The sequence below is a fragment of the Streptomyces sp. NPDC001100 genome, assembly GCF_053598575.1.
Map to the genome: position 1 here is coordinate 71,846 of NZ_JBSFKO010000019.1, position 17,333 is coordinate 89,178.

At 70.5% G+C, this 17,333-nt stretch carries 17 protein-coding genes; 5 read left to right on the top strand and 12 right to left on the bottom strand.

The genetic code is table 11. The features are described from left to right. Positions 1 to 118 precede the first annotated feature (118 nt). Complete coding sequence (locus ACWDEW_RS26735) at positions 119 to 1,165, top strand: chitinase (RefSeq protein WP_450515675.1); 1,047 nt, start codon at positions 119 to 121, stop codon at positions 1,163 to 1,165. Positions 1,166 to 1,260: 95 nt separating this feature from the next. Here the strand turns inward: ACWDEW_RS26735 and ACWDEW_RS26740 are convergent, their stop codons facing one another. The 5 genes from ACWDEW_RS26740 to ACWDEW_RS26760 all read right to left on the bottom strand — a co-directional run bounded on the left by ACWDEW_RS26740 (position 1,261) and on the right by ACWDEW_RS26760 (position 6,245). Continuing rightward, positions 1,261 to 1,665 carry an imidazolonepropionase-like domain-containing protein gene (locus tag ACWDEW_RS26740; protein WP_450515677.1) on the bottom strand — a complete coding sequence of 135 codons (405 nt, stop codon included), beginning with the start codon at positions 1,663 to 1,665 and terminating at the stop codon, positions 1,261 to 1,263. Between the two features lie 7 nt (positions 1,666 to 1,672). After that, positions 1,673 to 2,872, bottom strand: a complete 1,200-nt coding sequence (mqnC, locus tag ACWDEW_RS26745; RefSeq protein WP_450515679.1) for a cyclic dehypoxanthinyl futalosine synthase — start codon at positions 2,870 to 2,872, stop codon at positions 1,673 to 1,675. Between the two features lie 72 nt (positions 2,873 to 2,944). Beyond that, positions 2,945 to 3,526, bottom strand: a complete 582-nt coding sequence (locus tag ACWDEW_RS26750; RefSeq protein ID WP_450515681.1) for a hypothetical protein — start codon at positions 3,524 to 3,526, stop codon at positions 2,945 to 2,947. Positions 3,527 to 3,533: 7 nt separating this feature from the next. Further along, complete coding sequence (locus ACWDEW_RS26755; RefSeq protein WP_450515683.1) at positions 3,534 to 5,336, bottom strand: serine/threonine-protein kinase; 1,803 nt, start codon at positions 5,334 to 5,336, stop codon at positions 3,534 to 3,536. Between the two features lie 60 nt (positions 5,337 to 5,396). Then, positions 5,397 to 6,245 (bottom strand): menaquinone biosynthetic enzyme MqnA/MqnD family protein, encoded by an 849-nt coding sequence (locus ACWDEW_RS26760; protein ID WP_450515684.1) that lies wholly within the window; start codon positions 6,243 to 6,245, stop codon positions 5,397 to 5,399. A 286-nt stretch (positions 6,246 to 6,531) separates the two neighbouring features. On the opposite strand from ACWDEW_RS26760, the gene ACWDEW_RS26765 reads away from it, so the two are divergent. Together ACWDEW_RS26765 and ACWDEW_RS26770 are read left to right on the top strand one after the other, a co-directional pair. Next, entirely contained in the window at positions 6,532 to 6,735 is a 204-nt protein-coding gene (locus ACWDEW_RS26765) for a cold-shock protein (RefSeq protein ID WP_003992177.1), read from the top strand. Positions 6,736 to 6,892: 157 nt separating this feature from the next. Next, a complete protein-coding gene (locus tag ACWDEW_RS26770; RefSeq protein WP_450515686.1) occupies positions 6,893 to 7,588 on the top strand; it encodes a class I SAM-dependent DNA methyltransferase in 696 nt (231 codons plus the stop codon). On the opposite strand, the gene ACWDEW_RS26775 is transcribed toward ACWDEW_RS26770, so the two are convergent. The 7 genes from ACWDEW_RS26775 to ACWDEW_RS26805 form a co-directional block, all read right to left on the bottom strand. Continuing rightward, positions 7,541 to 8,062 carry a hypothetical protein gene (locus ACWDEW_RS26775; RefSeq protein WP_450515688.1) on the bottom strand — a complete coding sequence of 174 codons (522 nt, stop codon included), beginning with the start codon at positions 8,060 to 8,062 and terminating at the stop codon, positions 7,541 to 7,543. The two genes, ACWDEW_RS26770 and ACWDEW_RS26775, sit on opposite strands and share 48 nt — an antisense overlap. Continuing rightward, entirely contained in the window at positions 8,059 to 8,604 is a 546-nt protein-coding gene (locus ACWDEW_RS26780) for a hypothetical protein (RefSeq protein ID WP_450515690.1), read from the bottom strand. Before ACWDEW_RS26780 ends, ACWDEW_RS26775 begins: the two co-directional genes overlap by 4 nt. Then, the gene (locus ACWDEW_RS26785; RefSeq protein WP_450515692.1) at positions 8,585 to 9,859 is read right to left on the bottom strand and encodes a WXG100 family type VII secretion target; all 1,275 of its coding nucleotides are present in this window, start codon (positions 9,857 to 9,859) and stop codon (positions 8,585 to 8,587) included. The genes ACWDEW_RS26780 and ACWDEW_RS26785 overlap by 20 nt, the downstream gene beginning before the upstream one ends. Further along, a complete protein-coding gene (locus ACWDEW_RS26790) occupies positions 9,859 to 10,161 on the bottom strand; it encodes a DUF6317 family protein (RefSeq protein ID WP_093627414.1) in 303 nt (100 codons plus the stop codon). The genes ACWDEW_RS26785 and ACWDEW_RS26790 overlap by 1 nt, the downstream gene beginning before the upstream one ends. Next, entirely contained in the window at positions 10,161 to 10,649 is a 489-nt protein-coding gene (locus tag ACWDEW_RS26795; protein WP_450515694.1) for an SAV_915 family protein, read from the bottom strand. Before ACWDEW_RS26795 ends, ACWDEW_RS26790 begins: the two co-directional genes overlap by 1 nt. A gap of 201 nt (positions 10,650 to 10,850) precedes the next feature. Continuing rightward, positions 10,851 to 12,623, bottom strand: coding sequence for a 3-oxosteroid 1-dehydrogenase (gene kstD / locus ACWDEW_RS26800; protein WP_450515696.1), 1,773 nt, complete (start codon positions 12,621 to 12,623; stop codon positions 10,851 to 10,853). 105 nt (positions 12,624 to 12,728) lie between these two features. Continuing rightward, complete coding sequence (locus ACWDEW_RS26805; RefSeq protein WP_450515698.1) at positions 12,729 to 14,642, bottom strand: AMP-dependent synthetase/ligase; 1,914 nt, start codon at positions 14,640 to 14,642, stop codon at positions 12,729 to 12,731. Positions 14,643 to 14,983: 341 nt separating this feature from the next. Between ACWDEW_RS26805 and ACWDEW_RS26810 the strand changes: the two genes are divergently transcribed. Next, positions 14,984 to 15,832 carry a MaoC family dehydratase gene (locus tag ACWDEW_RS26810; protein WP_450515845.1) on the top strand — a complete coding sequence of 283 codons (849 nt, stop codon included), beginning with the start codon at positions 14,984 to 14,986 and terminating at the stop codon, positions 15,830 to 15,832. Between the two features lie 207 nt (positions 15,833 to 16,039). Then, positions 16,040 to 17,332 carry a DUF6716 putative glycosyltransferase gene (locus tag ACWDEW_RS26815; RefSeq protein ID WP_450515700.1) on the top strand — a complete coding sequence of 431 codons (1,293 nt, stop codon included), beginning with the start codon at positions 16,040 to 16,042 and terminating at the stop codon, positions 17,330 to 17,332. Position 17,333: the final 1 nt, after the last annotated feature.

Sequence of the window (17,333 nt, forward strand, 5' to 3'; positions counted from 1 at the left end):
TGTTTTCTCTGTCTTCGTAAGACACAGCCCCATGTGCTTCATTTAGGCTTCGGAAACCGACTCTGTTTCCATCCTGAGACAGAAATCACCGTCCCGAGACGGAAAGGGTGCATGCTCAATGAGGAGTTTCCTGAAACCGGCGGCCGGGCTCACCTGCTTGTTTGCCCTGACGGTCACCGGCTGCTCCTCAAGCTCCGGGGACTCGTCCGACGCGGCCCCGTCGGCACCACAGAAAACGAGCACGGCCCCCTCCGAAAGTGCCTCTCCGAGGCCTTCGAACTCCGCGTCCAGCACGTCCTACGCCCCGTACGTCAGCGTCACCACCGCCTCCGACATGGACGGCACGGGGTCCCCGACGACATACAACCTCGCCTTCGCGATCGCCTCCGGCAGCAGCTGCACGCCGAAGTGGAACGGCACGACCGCGATCGGCAACGCGGCCGTGAAATCCAGGATCGCGGCGCTCAAGACGTCCGGCGCGACCGTCCGCGTCTCCTTCGGCGGGGCCTCCGGCAAGGAGCTGGCCGAGACCTGTACGAGTGTCACCGCGCTCGCGAAGGCCTACGGCGAGGCGCTGGACGCGGCCGGTTCGACGCAGGCCGACTTCGACATCGAGGGCGACGCGCTCACCGACTCTGCGTCGGTCGCCCTGCGGTCCAAGGCGATAGCCGTGCTCCAGAAGGAACGCACCGACCTCAAGGTGTCCTTCACACTGCCCGTGATGCCGTCCGGTCTCGACTCCGACAGCCTGGCGCTGCTGGAGTCCGCGAACGACAACGCGGTCGCCGTCTCCACGGTCAACATCATGACCATGAACTACGGCGAGTCGTACACCAAGGACATGGGCGACTACGCGATCACGTCCGCCACGGCCACGCACACCCAGTTGAAGAAGGTGTTCGGGCTTTCGGACGCCGGGGCGTGGCAGGGGATGGCGTTGACCTCGATGATCGGGGTGAACGATGTTTCCGGTGAGACGTTTTCCCTCTCGGACGCGGCGCAGGTGCGGACGTTTGCCGAGGAGAAGGAGATCGCGTGGGTGTCGATGTGGTCGACGTTTCGGGATCAGCAGTGTGAGAGCGGGTCGTCCGATGATGACGCTGCTACCGATTGCAGTGGGGTGACGCAGAGTTCGGGGGCGTTCGGGGAAGCTTTTGCCGGGTGATGGGTGCGTTGCCGGGTGACGGTGCGTTGTGGCTGGTCGCGCCCACGCGGCGGAGCCGCACAATGTCACAGCCCCGCGCCCCTAAAGAACTGCGCCTAGCGGAGTCTGTGAAGTAGCCGGCCCGCACACACCGTTGCGATGCAGGTGCCGGCCTCGTCGAATACGGCGAGGTCGGCTCGGCCCTGGTCGGCGGCGGTTGGGTGAGTGAGGATCTGGACGTCGTTCCGTTTCGCCGCCGACCGGAGTTCGGCCGAGTCGACGTACTTCTCCAAGACAGCCGTCGCGCCCGACTTGAGGACGGCGTGGATCCGCTCCCGTGGGCTCGGGCCGTCCGGGAGTGGGCCCTCGTGGACGCGGGCCGGGCCCAGGGCGCCCGGCCAGCTCCGCACCCGTGCGCCGGGAAAGCGGGCCTGGATGTCCGCCAGGGTCCCGACGCCCGCGATCCGGGCCCCCTCTACGGCTACGGCCCCGCCCTCGTCCGCCGTGTGAATCGTCAGCACAGGAGCCCTAGTTGGCGGACAGCAGCTTCAACTCGGGGTGAGCGGTGCCGCCTTCGATCGCCGTGGACGAGATGTGGGACATGACCCGCTCGTCGACGGGGTCGTTCGCCGGGTCGTCGTGGACGACGATGTGCTCGTACGTCGTGGTCCGCTGGGCCGGTACGCGGCCCGCCTTGCGGATCAGGTCGATGATCTCCATGCGGTTGGAGCGGTGCTTGGCGCCGGCCGAGGAGACGACGTTCTCCTCCAGCATGATCGAGCCGAGATCGTCCGCGCCGTAGTGCAGGGAGAGCTGGCCGACCTCCTTGCCGGTGGTGAGCCAACTGCCCTGGATGTGGGCGATGTTGTCCATGAAGAGGCGGGCGATGGCGATCATGCGCAGGTACTCGAAGAGCGTGGCCTGCGTGCGGCCCTTGAGGTGGTTGTTCTCGGGCTGGTAGGTGTACGGGATGAAGGCCCGGAAGCCGCCCGTCCGGTCCTGCACGTCACGGATCATCCGCAGGTGCTCGATGCGCTCGGCGTTGGTCTCGCCGGTGCCCATGAGCATGGTCGACGTGGACTCGACGCCCAGGTTGTGCGCCGCCTCCATGATCTCCAGCCAGCGCTCGCCGGACTCCTTGAGCGGGGCGATCGCCTTGCGCGGGCGGGCGGGCAGCAGTTCCGCGCCGGCGCCGGCGAAGGAGTCCAGACCGGCCGCGTGGATGCGGGAGATGGCCTCCTCGACGGAGACCTTCGAGATACGGGCCATGTGCTCGACCTCGGATGCGCCGAGGGAGTGGATGACCAGCTGGGGGTAGGCGGCCTTGATCGCGGCGAAGTGCTTCTCGTAGTACTCGACGCCGTAGTCCGGGTGGTGCCCGCCCTGGAACATGATCTGCGTGCCGCCGAGTTCGACGGTCTCCGCGCACCGGCGCAGGATGTCGTCGAGATCACGCGTCCAGCCCTTGGCGGTGTCCTTCGGGGCGGCGTAGAAGGCACAGAACTTGCACGCCGTGACGCACACGTTCGTGTAGTTGATGTTCCGCTCGATGATGTACGTCGCGATGTGCTCCGTACCCGCGTACCGGCGCTTGCGTACGGCGTCGGCGGCGGCGCCGAGCGCGTGCAGCGGGGCGTCGCGGTAGAGGTCGAGCGCCTCTTCGGGGGTGATGCGCCCGCCCTCGGCGGCACGGTCGAGGACGGACTGAAGCTCGGCCTTCTCGGTCACCGGGAGGTCCCTTTCGTCAAGGGTTGTGGACGGACCTTGCCAGCCTACGCCAGCACATATCGCATCCCGACCTCAGGCCGTGTACGCCCCGACCAGCAGACCGAGGAAGGCGCCCGCGAGCAGAAACGGGCCGAAACGGACGCCCGCCCGCCGTCTCCCGCCGGGGACGGCCCCGTACACCGCCCGCAGCACAAAGCCCGCGAACGCGCCCAGCATCAGCGTCGGCCACCCGTACCACCCGAGTACGGCCCCCGCCCCGACCGCGAGCTTCACCTCTCCGAGGCTCAGACCACCGCCGCCGGGGTCGAGGCGGGACAGCCCGTAGTACCCGGCGCCGAGCGCGAACGCCCCGAGCAGTGCGGTCGTCCAGTGGCCGGCGTGTTCGGGCAGAAAACGCGCGACACCGAGGAGGGCGAGGGCGACGCCCGTGGCGGGAAGCGCCAGTTCGGTGACGGCGGGCAGCAGCGCGACCGGCGCGAGCAGCAGCCAGACAGCCAGCTCGGGTCTGATCCCGGTGGCGACGGCGAGGGCGACGCACACCAGGACCACGAGGAGCGCGGTACCGGCACCGCGCCGCCCGGCCCGCGCGACCACCGCGCCCGCACCGGCGCCCCACACTCCCGCGAGGGCGATGAGCAGATGGTCGTAGTCCATCGGACCGCTACCCGACCTTGGACAGCCGTGCGGTCGGGGAGCCCTCGGCCGAGCTGTCCGACGCGTAGGTGAGGTCGTCGCCGGTGGGAGTGAGGGTGACGGTGTGGGCGGCCTGGTTGCACACGTCGCGGTTGGTCTTCGCGCCCGCCGCGCTCGCGACGAGCCGGGTCCTGGTCACCTGCTTCAGGGTCAGTACGTCGTCGCAGACACCGCCGAGCTGGTCGGTCTGCCGCAGGACGCCCAGCTGCTGCCCGACGCCCGCCTTGGCGATCGTGAGCCGGAAGCTCCCGTCCGGGAGAGTGCCGCCGAGCGCGGTGCCCTCGCCCTCCCAGGTGCCGAGATAGGCGGCGGGGACGGACTGCGGCGGGGTGGGGACGGGTGAACTCGGGCCACTGCTCGGCTCCTTGCTGGCCGCGGTGGTCGTACCGCTGCTCGGCTCACCGCTGTACTCGTTGCCCGGCCCGCCGGTCGAGGTCGCCGTGGGCGCCGAGCCCGCGGAGGCGTCCGAGCCCTTGTCGCCCGGGTGGATCCAGTAGAGGAAGACCGGTACCAGGGTCGCCACCGCGAGCGCCCCGGCGACGGCCAGGGCGACCGTGCAGCCGACCCTGCGCCCCCGCCCGCCCGCACCCGGAGCCGATGTGGCGGCGACGGACACGGAGAACTTCCCCGGCCGCTTGCCGCCGGAGTCCGGCGGGACGGTGTCGCTCAGAGGCAGGCCGTCGTGCGGAGGCGTGTCACGGGGTCCGGGCACGAAGGTGGGCGGCCCCACGGGCGACCCCAGAGGTGGCCCCACCGGCTGCTTCGACATCACCGGCGCCGGTCCGAACACCCCGCCCTCGACGACACCGCCCCCCGCCCCCACCGAAGGACTGCTGAACGCCACCGGCCCCGACGGCACTCCCTCGGTCACCCCCGCAGCCTCAAGGTTCAGCAGCTGTACGGCACTTCGGCTGACCTGTTCGACCAGCGCCCCCGGCAGCCAGCCACCGGCGACCAGCCGGGCGGCGCCTTCGGGAGCGAGCCGCCGGGACACCTCGCCCGGACTGGGTCGCGAGGCAGGGTCCTTGGCGAGACAGGACAGGGCCAGCTCCCGCAACTCGCCCCCCATCTCGCCCAGTTCGGGTTCCTCGTGGACGACCTTGTAGAGCAGCGCGGCCGAGGAGTCACCGCGGAAGGGCGACTCGCCGGTGGCCGCGTAGACCAGCACGGCCCCCAGGGAGAAGACGTCCGACGCCCCCGTCGCCCCCTTCCCGAGGATCTGCTCGGGGGCCATGTAGCCGGGTGAGCCGACGGAGACGCCGGTGGAGGTGAGGGAGGCGGTGCCGTCCGTGGCACGGGCGATCCCGAAGTCGATGAGGAGGGGCCCGTCGAGAGTGAGGAGCACGTTGGACGGCTTCACGTCCCGGTGCACGAGCCCCAGTTCGTGGACGGCCGTCAGCGCCTCGGCGAGCCCCGCGCCCAGGGCCCGTACCGAAGCGGTGGGCAGTGGTCCGCCGTCCGCCACGGCGGCGGAGAGCGACGGGCCGGCCGCGTACGCCGTGGCGACCCACGGCACGGCGGCCTCCGGGTCGGCGTCCAGGACGGGAGCGGTCCAGGCGCCGCCCACCCGGCGCGCGGCGTCGACCTCGCGGCGGAAGCGGGCGCGGAACTCCTCGTCGAGCGCGAAGTGCGGATGCACGATCTTGACCGCGACCGTACGGCCGCCCGCGCTGCGCCCGAGATAGACCCGCCCCATCCCGCCGGAGCCGAGCCGTCCGAGCAGCCGGTAGGGCCCCACGACCGTGGGTTCGTCGCTGCCGAGCGGTTGCATGCCGTCCACCCCTCCCCCGTACGACTTCCAGCAGGGTAGTGCGCCGCGCCCCTCCGGTTCCTAGGGCTGGAGCAGTTCCACCTTCACGTCGGCCGGGAAGCCGGTCGTCGCGCCGACGCGGCGGGCGAACTCGGTGACCGCGGCCAGCTGGGGCGCGCCGAAGCGGAAGTCGAGGGTGGTGAAGTAACGCTCCAGGACCTCTTCGTCGAAGTCCTCCCAGCGGGCGGCCTGTTCGGCGACCTTGCCGACCTCTTCCAGGGAGAGGTTGCGGGAGGCGAGGAAGGCCTCGTGCACCTTGCGGGTGATGACCGGCTCGCGCTCCAGGTAGTCGCGGCGGGCGGCCCACACGGCGAAGACGAACGGCAGCCCGGTCCACTCCTTCCAGAGCGTGCCGAGGTCGTGCACCTCCAGCCCGAAGCGCGGCCCGTCGAGCAGGTTGGCGCGCAGCGCCGCGTCACCGATGAGTACGGCGGCCTCGGCCTCCTGCATCATCAGGCTCAGGTCGGGCGGGCAGGTGTAGTAGTCGGGCTGGACGCCGTAGCGCTCGGCGAGGAGGAGCTGGGCGAGCCGGACGGAGGTCCGCGAGGTGGAGCCGAGGGCGACCCGGCGGCCGTCGAGCTGGTCCAGCGGGACCTGCGAGACGATCACGCAGGACATCACCGGGCCGTCGCAGCCGACGGCGATGTCCGGGAAGGCGACCAGGTCGTCGGCGTTGCGGAGGAACTCGACGAGCGTGATGGGCCCGATGTCGAGGTCCCCGCGCACCAGCTGCTCGCTGAGCTTCTCCGGGGTGTCCTTGGTGAGCTCGAAGTCGAGAAGCGTGCCCGTTCTCGCGAGCCCCCAGTACAGGGGCAGGCAGTTCAGGAACTGGATGTGGCCGACGCGCGGCCGGGTGCGAGAATTGTCCACAACGCGAGGCTAGACCTCATGAGGTACGCTCCATACTTCGGCCCCACAGTCAAGCCTTTGGCGATCTTCAAACGTCCGGGTGATGTGATCTTGGCCTCTATTGCTTTCGGCTGCCCGCGTGCTAGGCTCGCCGCAAGTTGCAGTTTGGTTTCCCTTGCAGTACAGAGCCTGCGGAGCATGTAACCGCAGGCTCTAGTCGTTTTCAGACGTATGCAGTAGTGCGGGACTTGTTTTCACACTTGCAGGGTTCTGGAGCAGGGCAACCCTTTGGGCCCAAGGAGGGCTTATGGCTACCGGAACCGTGAAGTGGTTCAACGCCGAAAAGGGCTTTGGCTTCATCGCCCAAGAAGGCGGCGGCCCCGACGTCTTCGTTCACTACTCCGCGATCAACGCGAGCGGTTTCCGTTCGCTGGAGGAGAACCAGCAGGTCTCCTTCGACGTGACCCAGGGCCCGAAGGGCCCGCAGGCGGAGAACGTCACCCCCGTCTGAGTCACACGATCGTAGTTATTCGGTCTCGGAGCCTGGTGCTTTGATCCGGAACAGATAGCAGTACCCAAGGAGCCCCGCGCCGCAAGGCGACGGGGCTCCTGCCTTTGCCTCCGGCGGTCGGGCGGGCTGTCGGTGGGGGTCGGTAGGGTCCCGGCCCATGACATCCACCGAGGACGAAGCCGAATCCGAGGCCCAATCCGAATCCGACTTCGTGACCACCACCCGGACCTTCTACGACGCGGTCGCCGAGGAGTACGCGGAGATGTTCGCCGGGGAGCTCACCGGGCCGCGGGACGGGGCGGTACTGGCCGACTTCGCCGCGCTGGTGAACCGTGGCGGAGGCGGACAGGTGGCCGACCTCGGCTGCGGACCGGGTCGTACGACCGCGCACCTCGCCTCCCTCGGCCTGGACGTCTTCGGCCTCGACCTGTCCTCGTCGATGCTCGCGATCGCCCGCCGTGAGAACCCGGACCTGCCCTTCCGGCAGGGCTCGATGCTGGAACTGGACATCCCCGACGGGACCCTCGCGGGGGCCGTCTCCTGGTACTCGTCCATCCACACCCCTGTGGACCGACTCCCGTCCCTCTTCGCGGAGTTCCACCGCGTCCTGGCACCCGGCGGCCATCTCCTGATCGCCTTCCAGGCGGGCGACCGGCCCCTCACCCTCGACCGTCCCTTCGGCCACCCGGTCCGCCTGGACTTCGAACGGCGACGACCGGAGGCGATGGCCGGGCTGCTGGAGGCGGCGGGGTTCGCGGTGCGGTCGCGGATCGTACGGGAGGCGAACACGGAACTCGGGGAGACGTCAGCGCAGGCGTTTCTGACCGGTCGTAAGACCGCGGCTGTTCTCTAGAGCTCGGCGGGCGCCGACCTCGCTGGGGTATTCGCGGACGGTGAAGGCGGCGGCCACCCAGCCGACGCAGCCCGCCACGAGGGCCGGAGCGACCGGTGCCGCGACCAGCCAGAGGGCTCGGCCCGCGACGGCGAGTCCGGTGGAGCGCCGGGTCTCGTCCCGCTTCGCCTGACGGGCCTGGTCGGGCGTCGGTGGGTCCAGCAGCTTCCTGCGGAGGTCCCGCCGCTGGACCCGCCATCCCCAGACAAGGGCCCCGACGGACACCACGGCCTGCGCCCCGTCCCACACCGTGCGCACCGTCGGCGGCAGGCTGGTGCGGAAGCCTCTGTAGAGGACGAGCGCGATGTAGCAGAAGAAGGCCATCACGAGGAGCCAGAGCAGGGCCCCGGAGGCGCGGCGCAGCCAGTAGCGGGGGCCACGCTGGTACCAAGTGGTGCCGAGCCCGGGGAGCTTCGGGATGTCGGAGGGGATCATGTGCCCGAGGGATGCTCCTGGAGCCAGCGGCGGGCGCCGACCTCGCTCGGATATTCGCGGACGGTGGTCCAGGCGGCGAGCCAGCCGACGAGGTACGCGGCGAAGGCCGGCATGACGGGCGCGGCCAGGGCGATGAGCACCCGCCCGCCCACGGCGCCGAAGCCGGCCGACCTGCCGGCCTGCCGGTTGTGGTCGCGCTTGGCGATCCAGGTCTGCTTCGGGCTGGGCGGGTCCAGGAGGGCCTGTCGATGTCCCCGGCGCTGCTTGATCCAGCCCCAGACCAGGGCCGCGCAGGCCGCGACCACCTGCACACAGTCGCACACCGTGCGTACGGTGTGCGGCATCTCGTCCCGGAAGCCTGCGTAGAGGGCCAGCGAAAAGAAGGAGATCCCCGCCATCAGGATGAGGAGGAACAGCGTGGTGCGGGTCCGGCACAGCCAGTAGAGCGCGCCGCGCTTGTACCAGGTCCTGCCGAGCTTCGGCAGCTTCGGGATCTCCACGGGGGCCCCGGCGGCGGTGACCTCAGAAGATGCTTTTGACACCGTGCCACACGTCCTTCGTCAGTCGTTTCGCGTCGTCCCAGGTCTCCGTGCCCACATGGCCCGCACCGGTGAGTACACCGCCGACCACGCCGTGGTCATGGATGTCCTCGCTCCAGTGCTCGTGGACGGCGTGGTCAAGGACGCTGGTCGCGACGATCGTCGCACCGACCCCGACGACCGCGACCGCGACCGCACCCTCGACAGGCGCCGCCGCCACCGCCAGTGCCCCCGCCGCCACACCCCCCACGGCCACCCCGACATCCACCGTCACCGAGTGCTGCCACGACCACCCCTTGTCGTGGTCGTCCTTCGCCTCCACCAACCCGCACGCGGCGGCCGCTGCGACGTCGATGACCGGGACCTCCTTGAGGAACTCGGGCAGTGCCTCAAGCCCTTTGCCCAGTCTCAACGCGTCCGCCGCGTCGGCGAGTTTGACGTTCAGGAGCCGGTCGTACGGGAGCTTGCTGCTGCCGATGTCGGCGCGGGCGATGGCCTCCTCCAGGGAGTCGACCTGCATGACGGCGTCGCGGTAGGCGCCCTTCGCGGGCAGGTCCTTGGGGAGGGAGCGGCCCGCCTTCTGGTACGCCTTGCGTTCCGCGCGGAGTTCCTTCTTCGCGGTCTGCTCCGCGGCCTTCGCGTCGTCGAGCTGGGTGCGCGCCTTCTTGCCGCCGGCCCGCGCGTCCTCCGCGTCGTAGGCGTACAGACCGCGCAGCGCGTCGGCGATGGTGATCTTGTCGCCGGTCGACACCGGGTCCGTGACCTGGGCGTACAACCCGCGCAGTTTGTCCGCGGCGACCAGCCGGGCGTGCTGGGCGGTGTGCGCGACCTGCTTGCGGACCGTGTCGTACTCGGTCATCGCGGAGATCGTCTTCTGGTCCGCCGCGCTGGGCGGGTTCGCCGTGACCATGGCCAGGGGCACACCCTTGTCGCCCATGGGCACGCCCTTGCCCGTGGCGACGTGCTCGGCGTTCTGGAGTGCCGTCTCGCATGTGGACAGCGCGTCGGCGAGGGTGCCGAGGATGTCCCCGACCTCGAACACCAGGCTGGCGAAGGCACCCGCCGTCAGCGCGTCCTCGCTCCACTGCGCGCGGAACTCCTCCGCCGCGTCGCCCTTCCACCCGGCGTCGTCGACGAGCGACTCGACGGCATTGGTCACCGGCCGCACCACGTCGTCGAGTTGGTCCTTGGCGTTCTTGTACGTGGTGGCCATGGTGTGCAGTCCGCCGATGTCGCCGCCGATCCAGCTGTCGCCCATCAGCCGTCCCCCACCATCAGGTCCTCGAACACTCCGTGGACGTCGACGTCGTGCCGGTGGAAGGAGTCGCGCGCGTACGCGACCTTGTCGCCGTGGTCGTCCAGCCGGTCGGCGAAGCCGATGTGCAGACCGAGGATGAGGTGGGCGACCTCCTTGATCGCGTCGTCGAGGCCGGCGTCACCGCCGCTCACCACGGGCGGGGAGACCTGAGGCTGGAGTTTGCGGTAGTCGGTGGCCTGGTCGTGGAAGGTGGTGGCCATCGAGGTGAGGTCGCTCAGCACCGCCTTGAAGTCGGCCGACATCAGCGCACCTCCCGTGCGTAGGCGGCCACGTCGGCCGGCTGCCAGTTGTGCCGCCCCGGAGCGACCTTCGGGTCGAGGACCACGGTGGCGCCCCGCTCCCCCAGCGCCTCGGCGAGCGGCCCGATCGAGGTGAGCACCCACGGCTGGGCCTCGCCGAACGCGGTCACCAGCTTCTCCACCGTGGTGAAGGCGTAGGCCGCGGTGTGCCCCGGGGGATGCTCGAAGAGTTCGTAGACGACGAACGGCACCCGGACCGGCCGCCCGTCGTCGTCCACCGCTTCGACATACCGAGGATGAGCGGGCACGAACACAGCCGTCTCGTACGGCGGCACCCCGGGCCGTGGCCCCGGCCGCCCGTCCGCCGAAGGCCCGGGTGGCGGTGTCGCCTCCGCGTAGTCGAGCAGGCTCGACCGGCGTACCTCGGGCACCTCCGCTGCCGCCGACCCCTGTGCGTACTCAAGAAGGCGTGACCGGTTCGGCTCCCCCACCGCCGTCTCCTCATCCCCGTAGGTCGTGATCGTCGCTGTGGACGTGTTCGCGCCATCACAGTAGCCACCGACCGAGGGCCCAAATCCGGCTATGTCCGCCCTACCGGCCCGTTGCATGCGCAATGCATACGGCCGCTTGGCAACGGCCTGGCCATCCCTTGACCCCGTGATGACCAGGCCGGGTCAGCAGCCCCGCGGCCGCTACAGCGCCCCCGCCAGATCCAGCGCCGCCACATACCCGAACGTCATCGCCGGACCGATCGTCGAGCCCGCGCCCGCGTAGCTGTGGCCCATCACCGCCGCGCTCGCGTTGCCCGCCGCGTACAGGCCCGGGATCACCGAACCGTCCGCCCGCAGCACCCGCGCCCGTGCGTCCGTGCGCATCCCGCCCTTGGTGCCGAGGTCGCCGGGGACGATGCGGAGGGCGTAGTACGGGGGGAGCCAGAGCGGGGCGAGGCAGGAGTCGGGGAGGATCGCGGGGTCCGTGTAGTAGTGGTCGTAGGCGCTGTCGCCGCGTCCGAAGTCGGTGTCCTTGCCGCCGGCCGCGAGGGAGTTGAAGCGGGTGACGGTGGAGCGGAGGGCCGCCGCCGGGACGCCGATCGAGGAGGCCAGGGCGTCCCACGTCCACGCCTTGTGGGCCGCGCCGGAGCTGTACCACTCGTCGGGGAAGGGGAGCGTCGGCAGCACGTCCCTGAAGAGGTAGCGGTTGCGGTAGTTCTGGTCGACGATCAGATAGGCCGGGATGTCGGGGGCGGCGGCGTTGCGGTCGTACATCGTGTGGACGACGTCGCTGTAGGGGGCGGCCTCGTTGACGAAGCGGGAACCGGCCTGGTTGATCAACAGGCCGCCGGGGAGGGTGCGTTCGGCGAGGCAGAAGTAGGGGTCGGCGGGGAGCGGGATGGCCGGGCCCCACCAGGCGTCGTCCATCAGTGCGAGCGAGGCGCCCGCCCTCTGGCCCGCCTGGATGCCGTCACCGGTGTTCTCCTTCGCGCCGACCGTCCAGTCCGTGCCGATGGGCTGGCGCTGGTACTGGGCGCGCATGGCCGCGTTGTGCTCGAAGCCGCCGGAGCCGACCACGACCCCGCGCCGGGCGCGGACCAGACCGGCGGTTCCGTTGCGGGTGACGACGGCTCCGGTGACGGCGCCGGCCTCCAAGTGCAGGTCGGTCAAAGGGGTGTTGAGCCATACCGGCACCTGCGCGGACTGGAGTCCGGCGCGCAGTCCTGCGGCGAGGGACTGGCCCATGGTGAGCGGCTTCTGTCCGAGCAGCGCCGCCTGGGTGCCGCGGGCCAGGCACTGGGTGGCCACGGCGGCGCCCTTCGCGTTGACCGCGGCCAGGGCGAGCCACTTGTAGTCGGCGCTGAAGACGACCATGCCGGCCGGGACGGTGAGGTACGGCGGGTTGAGGTGGGCGAGTTCGGCGCCGAGGATGTTGCCGTCGAGCTGGTCGGGTTCTATGGAACGGCCGTTGGGAAGGCCGCCCGGCAACTCCGGGTAGTAGTCGCTGTATCCCTCCATCCAGCGGAAGCGCAGCGGGCTGTTGGCCATGACGAAGGAGACCATGGCGGGGCCGTGGGCGAGGAAGGACTGCTGCCGCTCGGCGGGGACGTCGGCGCCGACGACCGCGGCGAGGTAAGTGGCCGCCTTGGCGGGGGTGTCGGGGACTCCGGCGGCCAGGATCACCGGGTTGTTGGGGATCCAGATCCCGGCGCCCGAGCGGGCCGCCGAGCCCCCGAAGGTCGGCGCCTTCTCCACCACGACACAGCTCAGGCCCTGCTTGGCGGCGGTCAGCGCGGCGGTCATCCCGGCCGCTCCGGAGCCGATCACCACGACGTCGTAGGTGCCGAGGAGGGGAAGGTCGGCCGCGCGGGCCGGGGAGGAGACTCCGGCGACGGCCAGCGCGGCGACCGCACCACCGGCCAACACGCTTCTTCTGCCCGGGAGTTCCGCATGTGCGTCCGTGCTCGGGGTCATGGCCGCTCCAGCCCGACGGGGAAATGGGCTGGGAATGTCGCGCGGGGGTCTTGTGAAGTCAATAACCAGGTCTGCGCCAAAACGCCAAATCGCCCCGAACAGTGCTTAGTTCGCGTACAGCGCCTCGATGTCCCGCTCGAAGTCCCGCATCACGACCTCCCGCCGCAACTTCATCGACGGCGTCAGATGTCCCGCCGCCTCGGTGAAGTCGACCGGGAGGACGCTGAAGCGGCGGATGGACTCGGGGCGGGAGACCAGCTTGTTGGCGTCGTCGACGGCGCGTTGCAGGACCGCTCTCAACTCGTCGTCGTCGACGAGGAGTTCGGCGGGGACGGGGTGTTTGCCGTTCATCTGGCGCCAGTGGGTGATGCCTTCGAGGTCGAGGGTGATGAGGGCGGCGACGTAGGGGCGGCGGTCGCCGACGACGATGCACTGGGCGATCAGGGGGTGGGCGCGCAGCCAGTTCTCCAGCGGGGCCGGCGCCACGTTCTTGCCGCCCGCGGTGATCAGGATCTCCTTCTTGCGGCCGGTGATGGTCAGATAGCCCTCGTCGTCGAGATGGCCGATGTCGCCGGTGGCGAGCCAGCCGTCCTGGGAGGCGGGGGCGACCCCGTCGCCGTGCGGGTCCCAGTAGCCGCGGAAGACCTGGCCGCCGGCGAGCAGGATCTCCCCGTCGGAGGCGATCCGGACCCTGGTGCCGGGCATCGGCCAACCCACCGTCCCCAGGCGGGGTTTGAGAGGTGGCGTGCAGGTCGCCGCGGCCGTGGTCTCGGTCAGGCCGTAGCCCTCGAAGATCTCGATGCCCGCGCCGGCGTAGAACGCGGCGAGCCGGCGGCCCAGCGGGGAGCCGCCGCAGATGACGTAACGGAGCTTGCCGCCCAGCGCGTTGCGGATCTTGCGGTAGACCAGCGGGTCGTAGAAGGCGCGGGCCGTCCTCAGCGGGCCGCTCGGGCCCGAGCCCTGGCCGGACTGGCGGGTCTCCAGGGCCTCGCCGTAGCGGACGGCCGCGTTGGTCGCGCGGTCGAAGATCTTGCCGCGGCCGCTCTTCTCCGCCTTCGCCCGGGCGTTGTTGAAGACCTTCTCCAGCATGTACGGGATGGCCAGCAGGAAGGTGGGCTGGAAGCTCGCGAGATCCGCCAGCAGGTCCTCGGACTTGAGGCTCGCGGCGTGGCCGAGGCGGACCCGGGCGCGGATGCAGGCGACCGCGACCATCCGGCCGAAGACATGGGAGTACGGGAGGAAGAGGAGCGTGGAGGGTTCCTCGTTCGACTTGTTCTTGAAGACGCCGTAGAGGAGTTCGATCGCGTTGTCGACCTCGGCGAGGAAGTTGCCGTGGGTGATCGCGCAGCCCTTGGGGCGGCCGGTGGTGCCCGAGGTGTAGATGACGGTGGCGAGCGTGTCGGGCAGCAACACCCCACGGCGTACGGCGACTTCCTGGTCCGGGACGGTCCGGCCCAGTTCGGCCAGCCGGTCCAGGTGCCCCTTCTCGAAGATCCACATGTGGCGCAGGTCGGGGAGGCGTGGCGTCTCCGGGCCGAGTGACGACGCCTGCGCGACGGTTTCGGCGGCCATCGCGACCGCGCCGGTGTCCTGGAGGATCCAGCGGATCTGGAAGAGGGAGGAGGTCGGGTAGATGGGGACGGTGACCAGACCGGCGGCCCACGCGGCGAAGTCGAGGAGCGTCCACTCGTACGAGGTGCGCGCCATGACAGCGATCCGGTCGCCCGGCGCGAGGCCCTCCGCGATCAGTCCCTTGGCGAGGGCCTGCACCTGCTCGGCGAACTCGGCCGCCGTGACGTCCACCCAACTCCCGTCCTCCGCCTGTCTGCTGAGGACCAGGTGGTCGGGGGCCGCCGCCGCGTTCTCGAACGGCACGTCGGCGAGCGAGCCGTGGGTGGCCGGCGGGACCAGCGGCGGTACGGAGACCTCGCGGACCACGCCGTCCAGCCGCCGTATCTCGGGCTCCACGAGTACGGGCGCGCCGTCGTAGTCGTAGCCGGACGGGTAGGCGAGGGACATGGCAGCTCCTGAGGCGTGCAGCTTGTACCGCTCTGCTGCATTAGGTACGCATGGCGCGTACCGAGGTGTTCATCTACGACCGACGGCCGGGTGTTACCTCGGGTCAGGTCGAAGATCGTACGGGTCCCTCGTGGGGACTTTGTGCGGGTTCGGGGGTGGTACGGAGCCGGGCCTGTGCAACCTCGGCGGGTTCGCAGCGTTTTGTCGGCCGTGGGCCGGCCATGCGTCGTCCATGCACCCGCCATGGGCCGCCCGGCTCGCCCCACTTGGCCTTACCTGCGGTAACCTTACTCCGAAGTAAGATGAAAAGAGCCGCCCAGGACACCACCCGGGAGTGGGACATGGCCAACCCCTATCCACCCCTCACCGACACCCCCGCGCTCACCCCGCTCCTTCTCCGCGGCGCCCTGCTCTCCCCCTTCAAACGGCCCCGCGCCGACGCCGAGTTCCCCCGCACCCGGCTCGTCCTGCCCGGCGTCCGCGTGGACCTGGCCAAGCTGGCCGCCTACGAGCGGGTGTGCGGCTTCCCCACCGGCGACGACGCCCTGCCCGTCACCTATCCGCACGTCCTCGGCTTCCCCCTGGCCATGCGCCTGATGAGCTGCCGCGCCTTCCCGCTGCCGCTGCTCGGCCTGGTCCACACCTCGGTGGAGATCACCCGGCACACCGCGACACCCGCCACCGGCGAGTACGAACTGACGGTCTACGTCGACGAGTTGGCCCCGCACCGGCGCGGCACCGAGGCGAAGGTCACGACGGAGATGCGGGCCGACGGCGCACTCGTGTGGGAGTCACGCAGCACCTATCTCGCCCGGCACCGCACCGAGGCGCGGCCGCCCGCGGCGACGGAGGAGTCCGAGCCGCTGCCCACCGTCGCCGAGTGGCGGCTCGGCGAGGACGTGGGCCGGCGCTACGGCGCCGCGTCCGGCGACCGCAACCCCATCCACCTCCACCCGCTCACCGCCCGCCTGTTCGGCTTCCCCCGGGCCATCGCGCACGGCATGTGGACGGCGGCCCGCTGCCTCGCCGCCCACGGGACCCCCGAACGCGCGCTGGTCCGGGCCGAGTTCAGGGCCCCGGTGCTGCTGCCGGGAACCGTGGAGTACGCGGCGCTCGACGACCGCTTCGCCCTGCGGGACGCGACCGGCCGGACACACGTGGAGGGGTTCGTGCGCCGGGTCGTTGTCTGAACCCCCATGAACACTGGGCGAACAAAGGATGTCCGGCCCCTTCCGGGCGATCGCGAAACCCCAGGCGAACAAAGGGCCCTTGAGGATTCCGCACAGGAGAACCCCAGCCCGCCCAAGGCACTTTCAAGACATCGCTCATACGTTCCTCAGGGTTCGTTCTTACCCTCGGCTCACTTCGCCGGACCCGCCAGGAAGGGCCCCTGAGCCATGCCCCCCAGACGCATCGCCGTACTCGCCGACTCGGACACCCGCTGGAAGTGGGGCGCGTCCGTGGCACAGCAGATCGCCCCGGGGCACGCCCTCGACGCGTACTTCCTGCGCGGCCGGTCGACCCCCACCGAGCGGCAGCTCGCCGAGATCGGCATCGAGCCCGACACCGCGCGCGAACTCCCCGCCGCCGAACTGGTCGACGACGCGGAACTGGCCGACGCCGACATCGTCGTCATGGCCGTCTCCGGCGGCACGGTCCTCGCCCTCACCCACAGCCTCGGCCTCGCCTGGGCGGGCCGCGAACACCGGCCGATCACCGTCACCGGATACGTCGGCGTCGTCTACGAGAAGATGATCGACGGCCTGCTCACCCGCGGCGGCACCGACGTCGTCCTCGCCAACTCCACCTACGACGCGGACCGGTTCGGCGCCGCGTTCGCCGGCGTCGGCATCGACCCGGACTCGGTCGTCGAGTGCGCGCTGCCCTTCCTCGGCGGCGAGCCCTACCGGCCGTCCACCGAACGGCCGTTCACCCTCACCTTCGCCGTCCAGCCCTCCGTTCCCAAGAGCAAGCAGGACCGGCTACGACTGCTGGAACGGGCCGCCGCGCACGCCCGGCACCACCCCGACCGCCAGGTCCTGATGAAGCTGCGCAGCCTCCCCGGCGAACACACCACCCACGTCGAGGCCGACCCCTACCAGCTCCTCGTCCAGAACCTCGCCGAACCCGCCCCCGCCAACCTCCAGTTGGTCTACGGCAACATGGGCGAGGTCCTCGACCGCACCGACCTGCTGGTGACCGTCAGCTCCACCGCCGCGCTGGAGTCGATGCAGCGGGGAATCCCCACCGCGATCCTCACCGACTTCGGCGTCCGCGAGGCACACGGCAACCACTACTTCATCCACTCCGGCTGCCTCGCCTCCTGGGACGAACTCGACGCCGGCGCGCTGCCGTTGCCCGACCCCGCCTGGGCCGACGCCCAGGGCATCGGCAAGAGCGACCCCTACGCCGCCGCCCGCGCCCGCGTGGCCGCGCTGCGCGCCGCGGGACCCCTGCCGACGCTGCGCCCCTACTACACACCGGAACGCGCCGGCATCTACCTGGGCGGCCTCCTGGCCCGCAACGGCTTCGACGAGAAGGGCCGCCCGCTCAACACCCCGCTGGGCGCGGGCGGTTCGGGCCGGGTGAAGAGAGCCGTACGAGGAGTGGCCCGGCGCGGCGCCAAGGCCGTGTACCGGGTGGGATACCAGCGGGTGGCGCCGACGCTGCGCAAGTGGGGGGCCGTCTGAG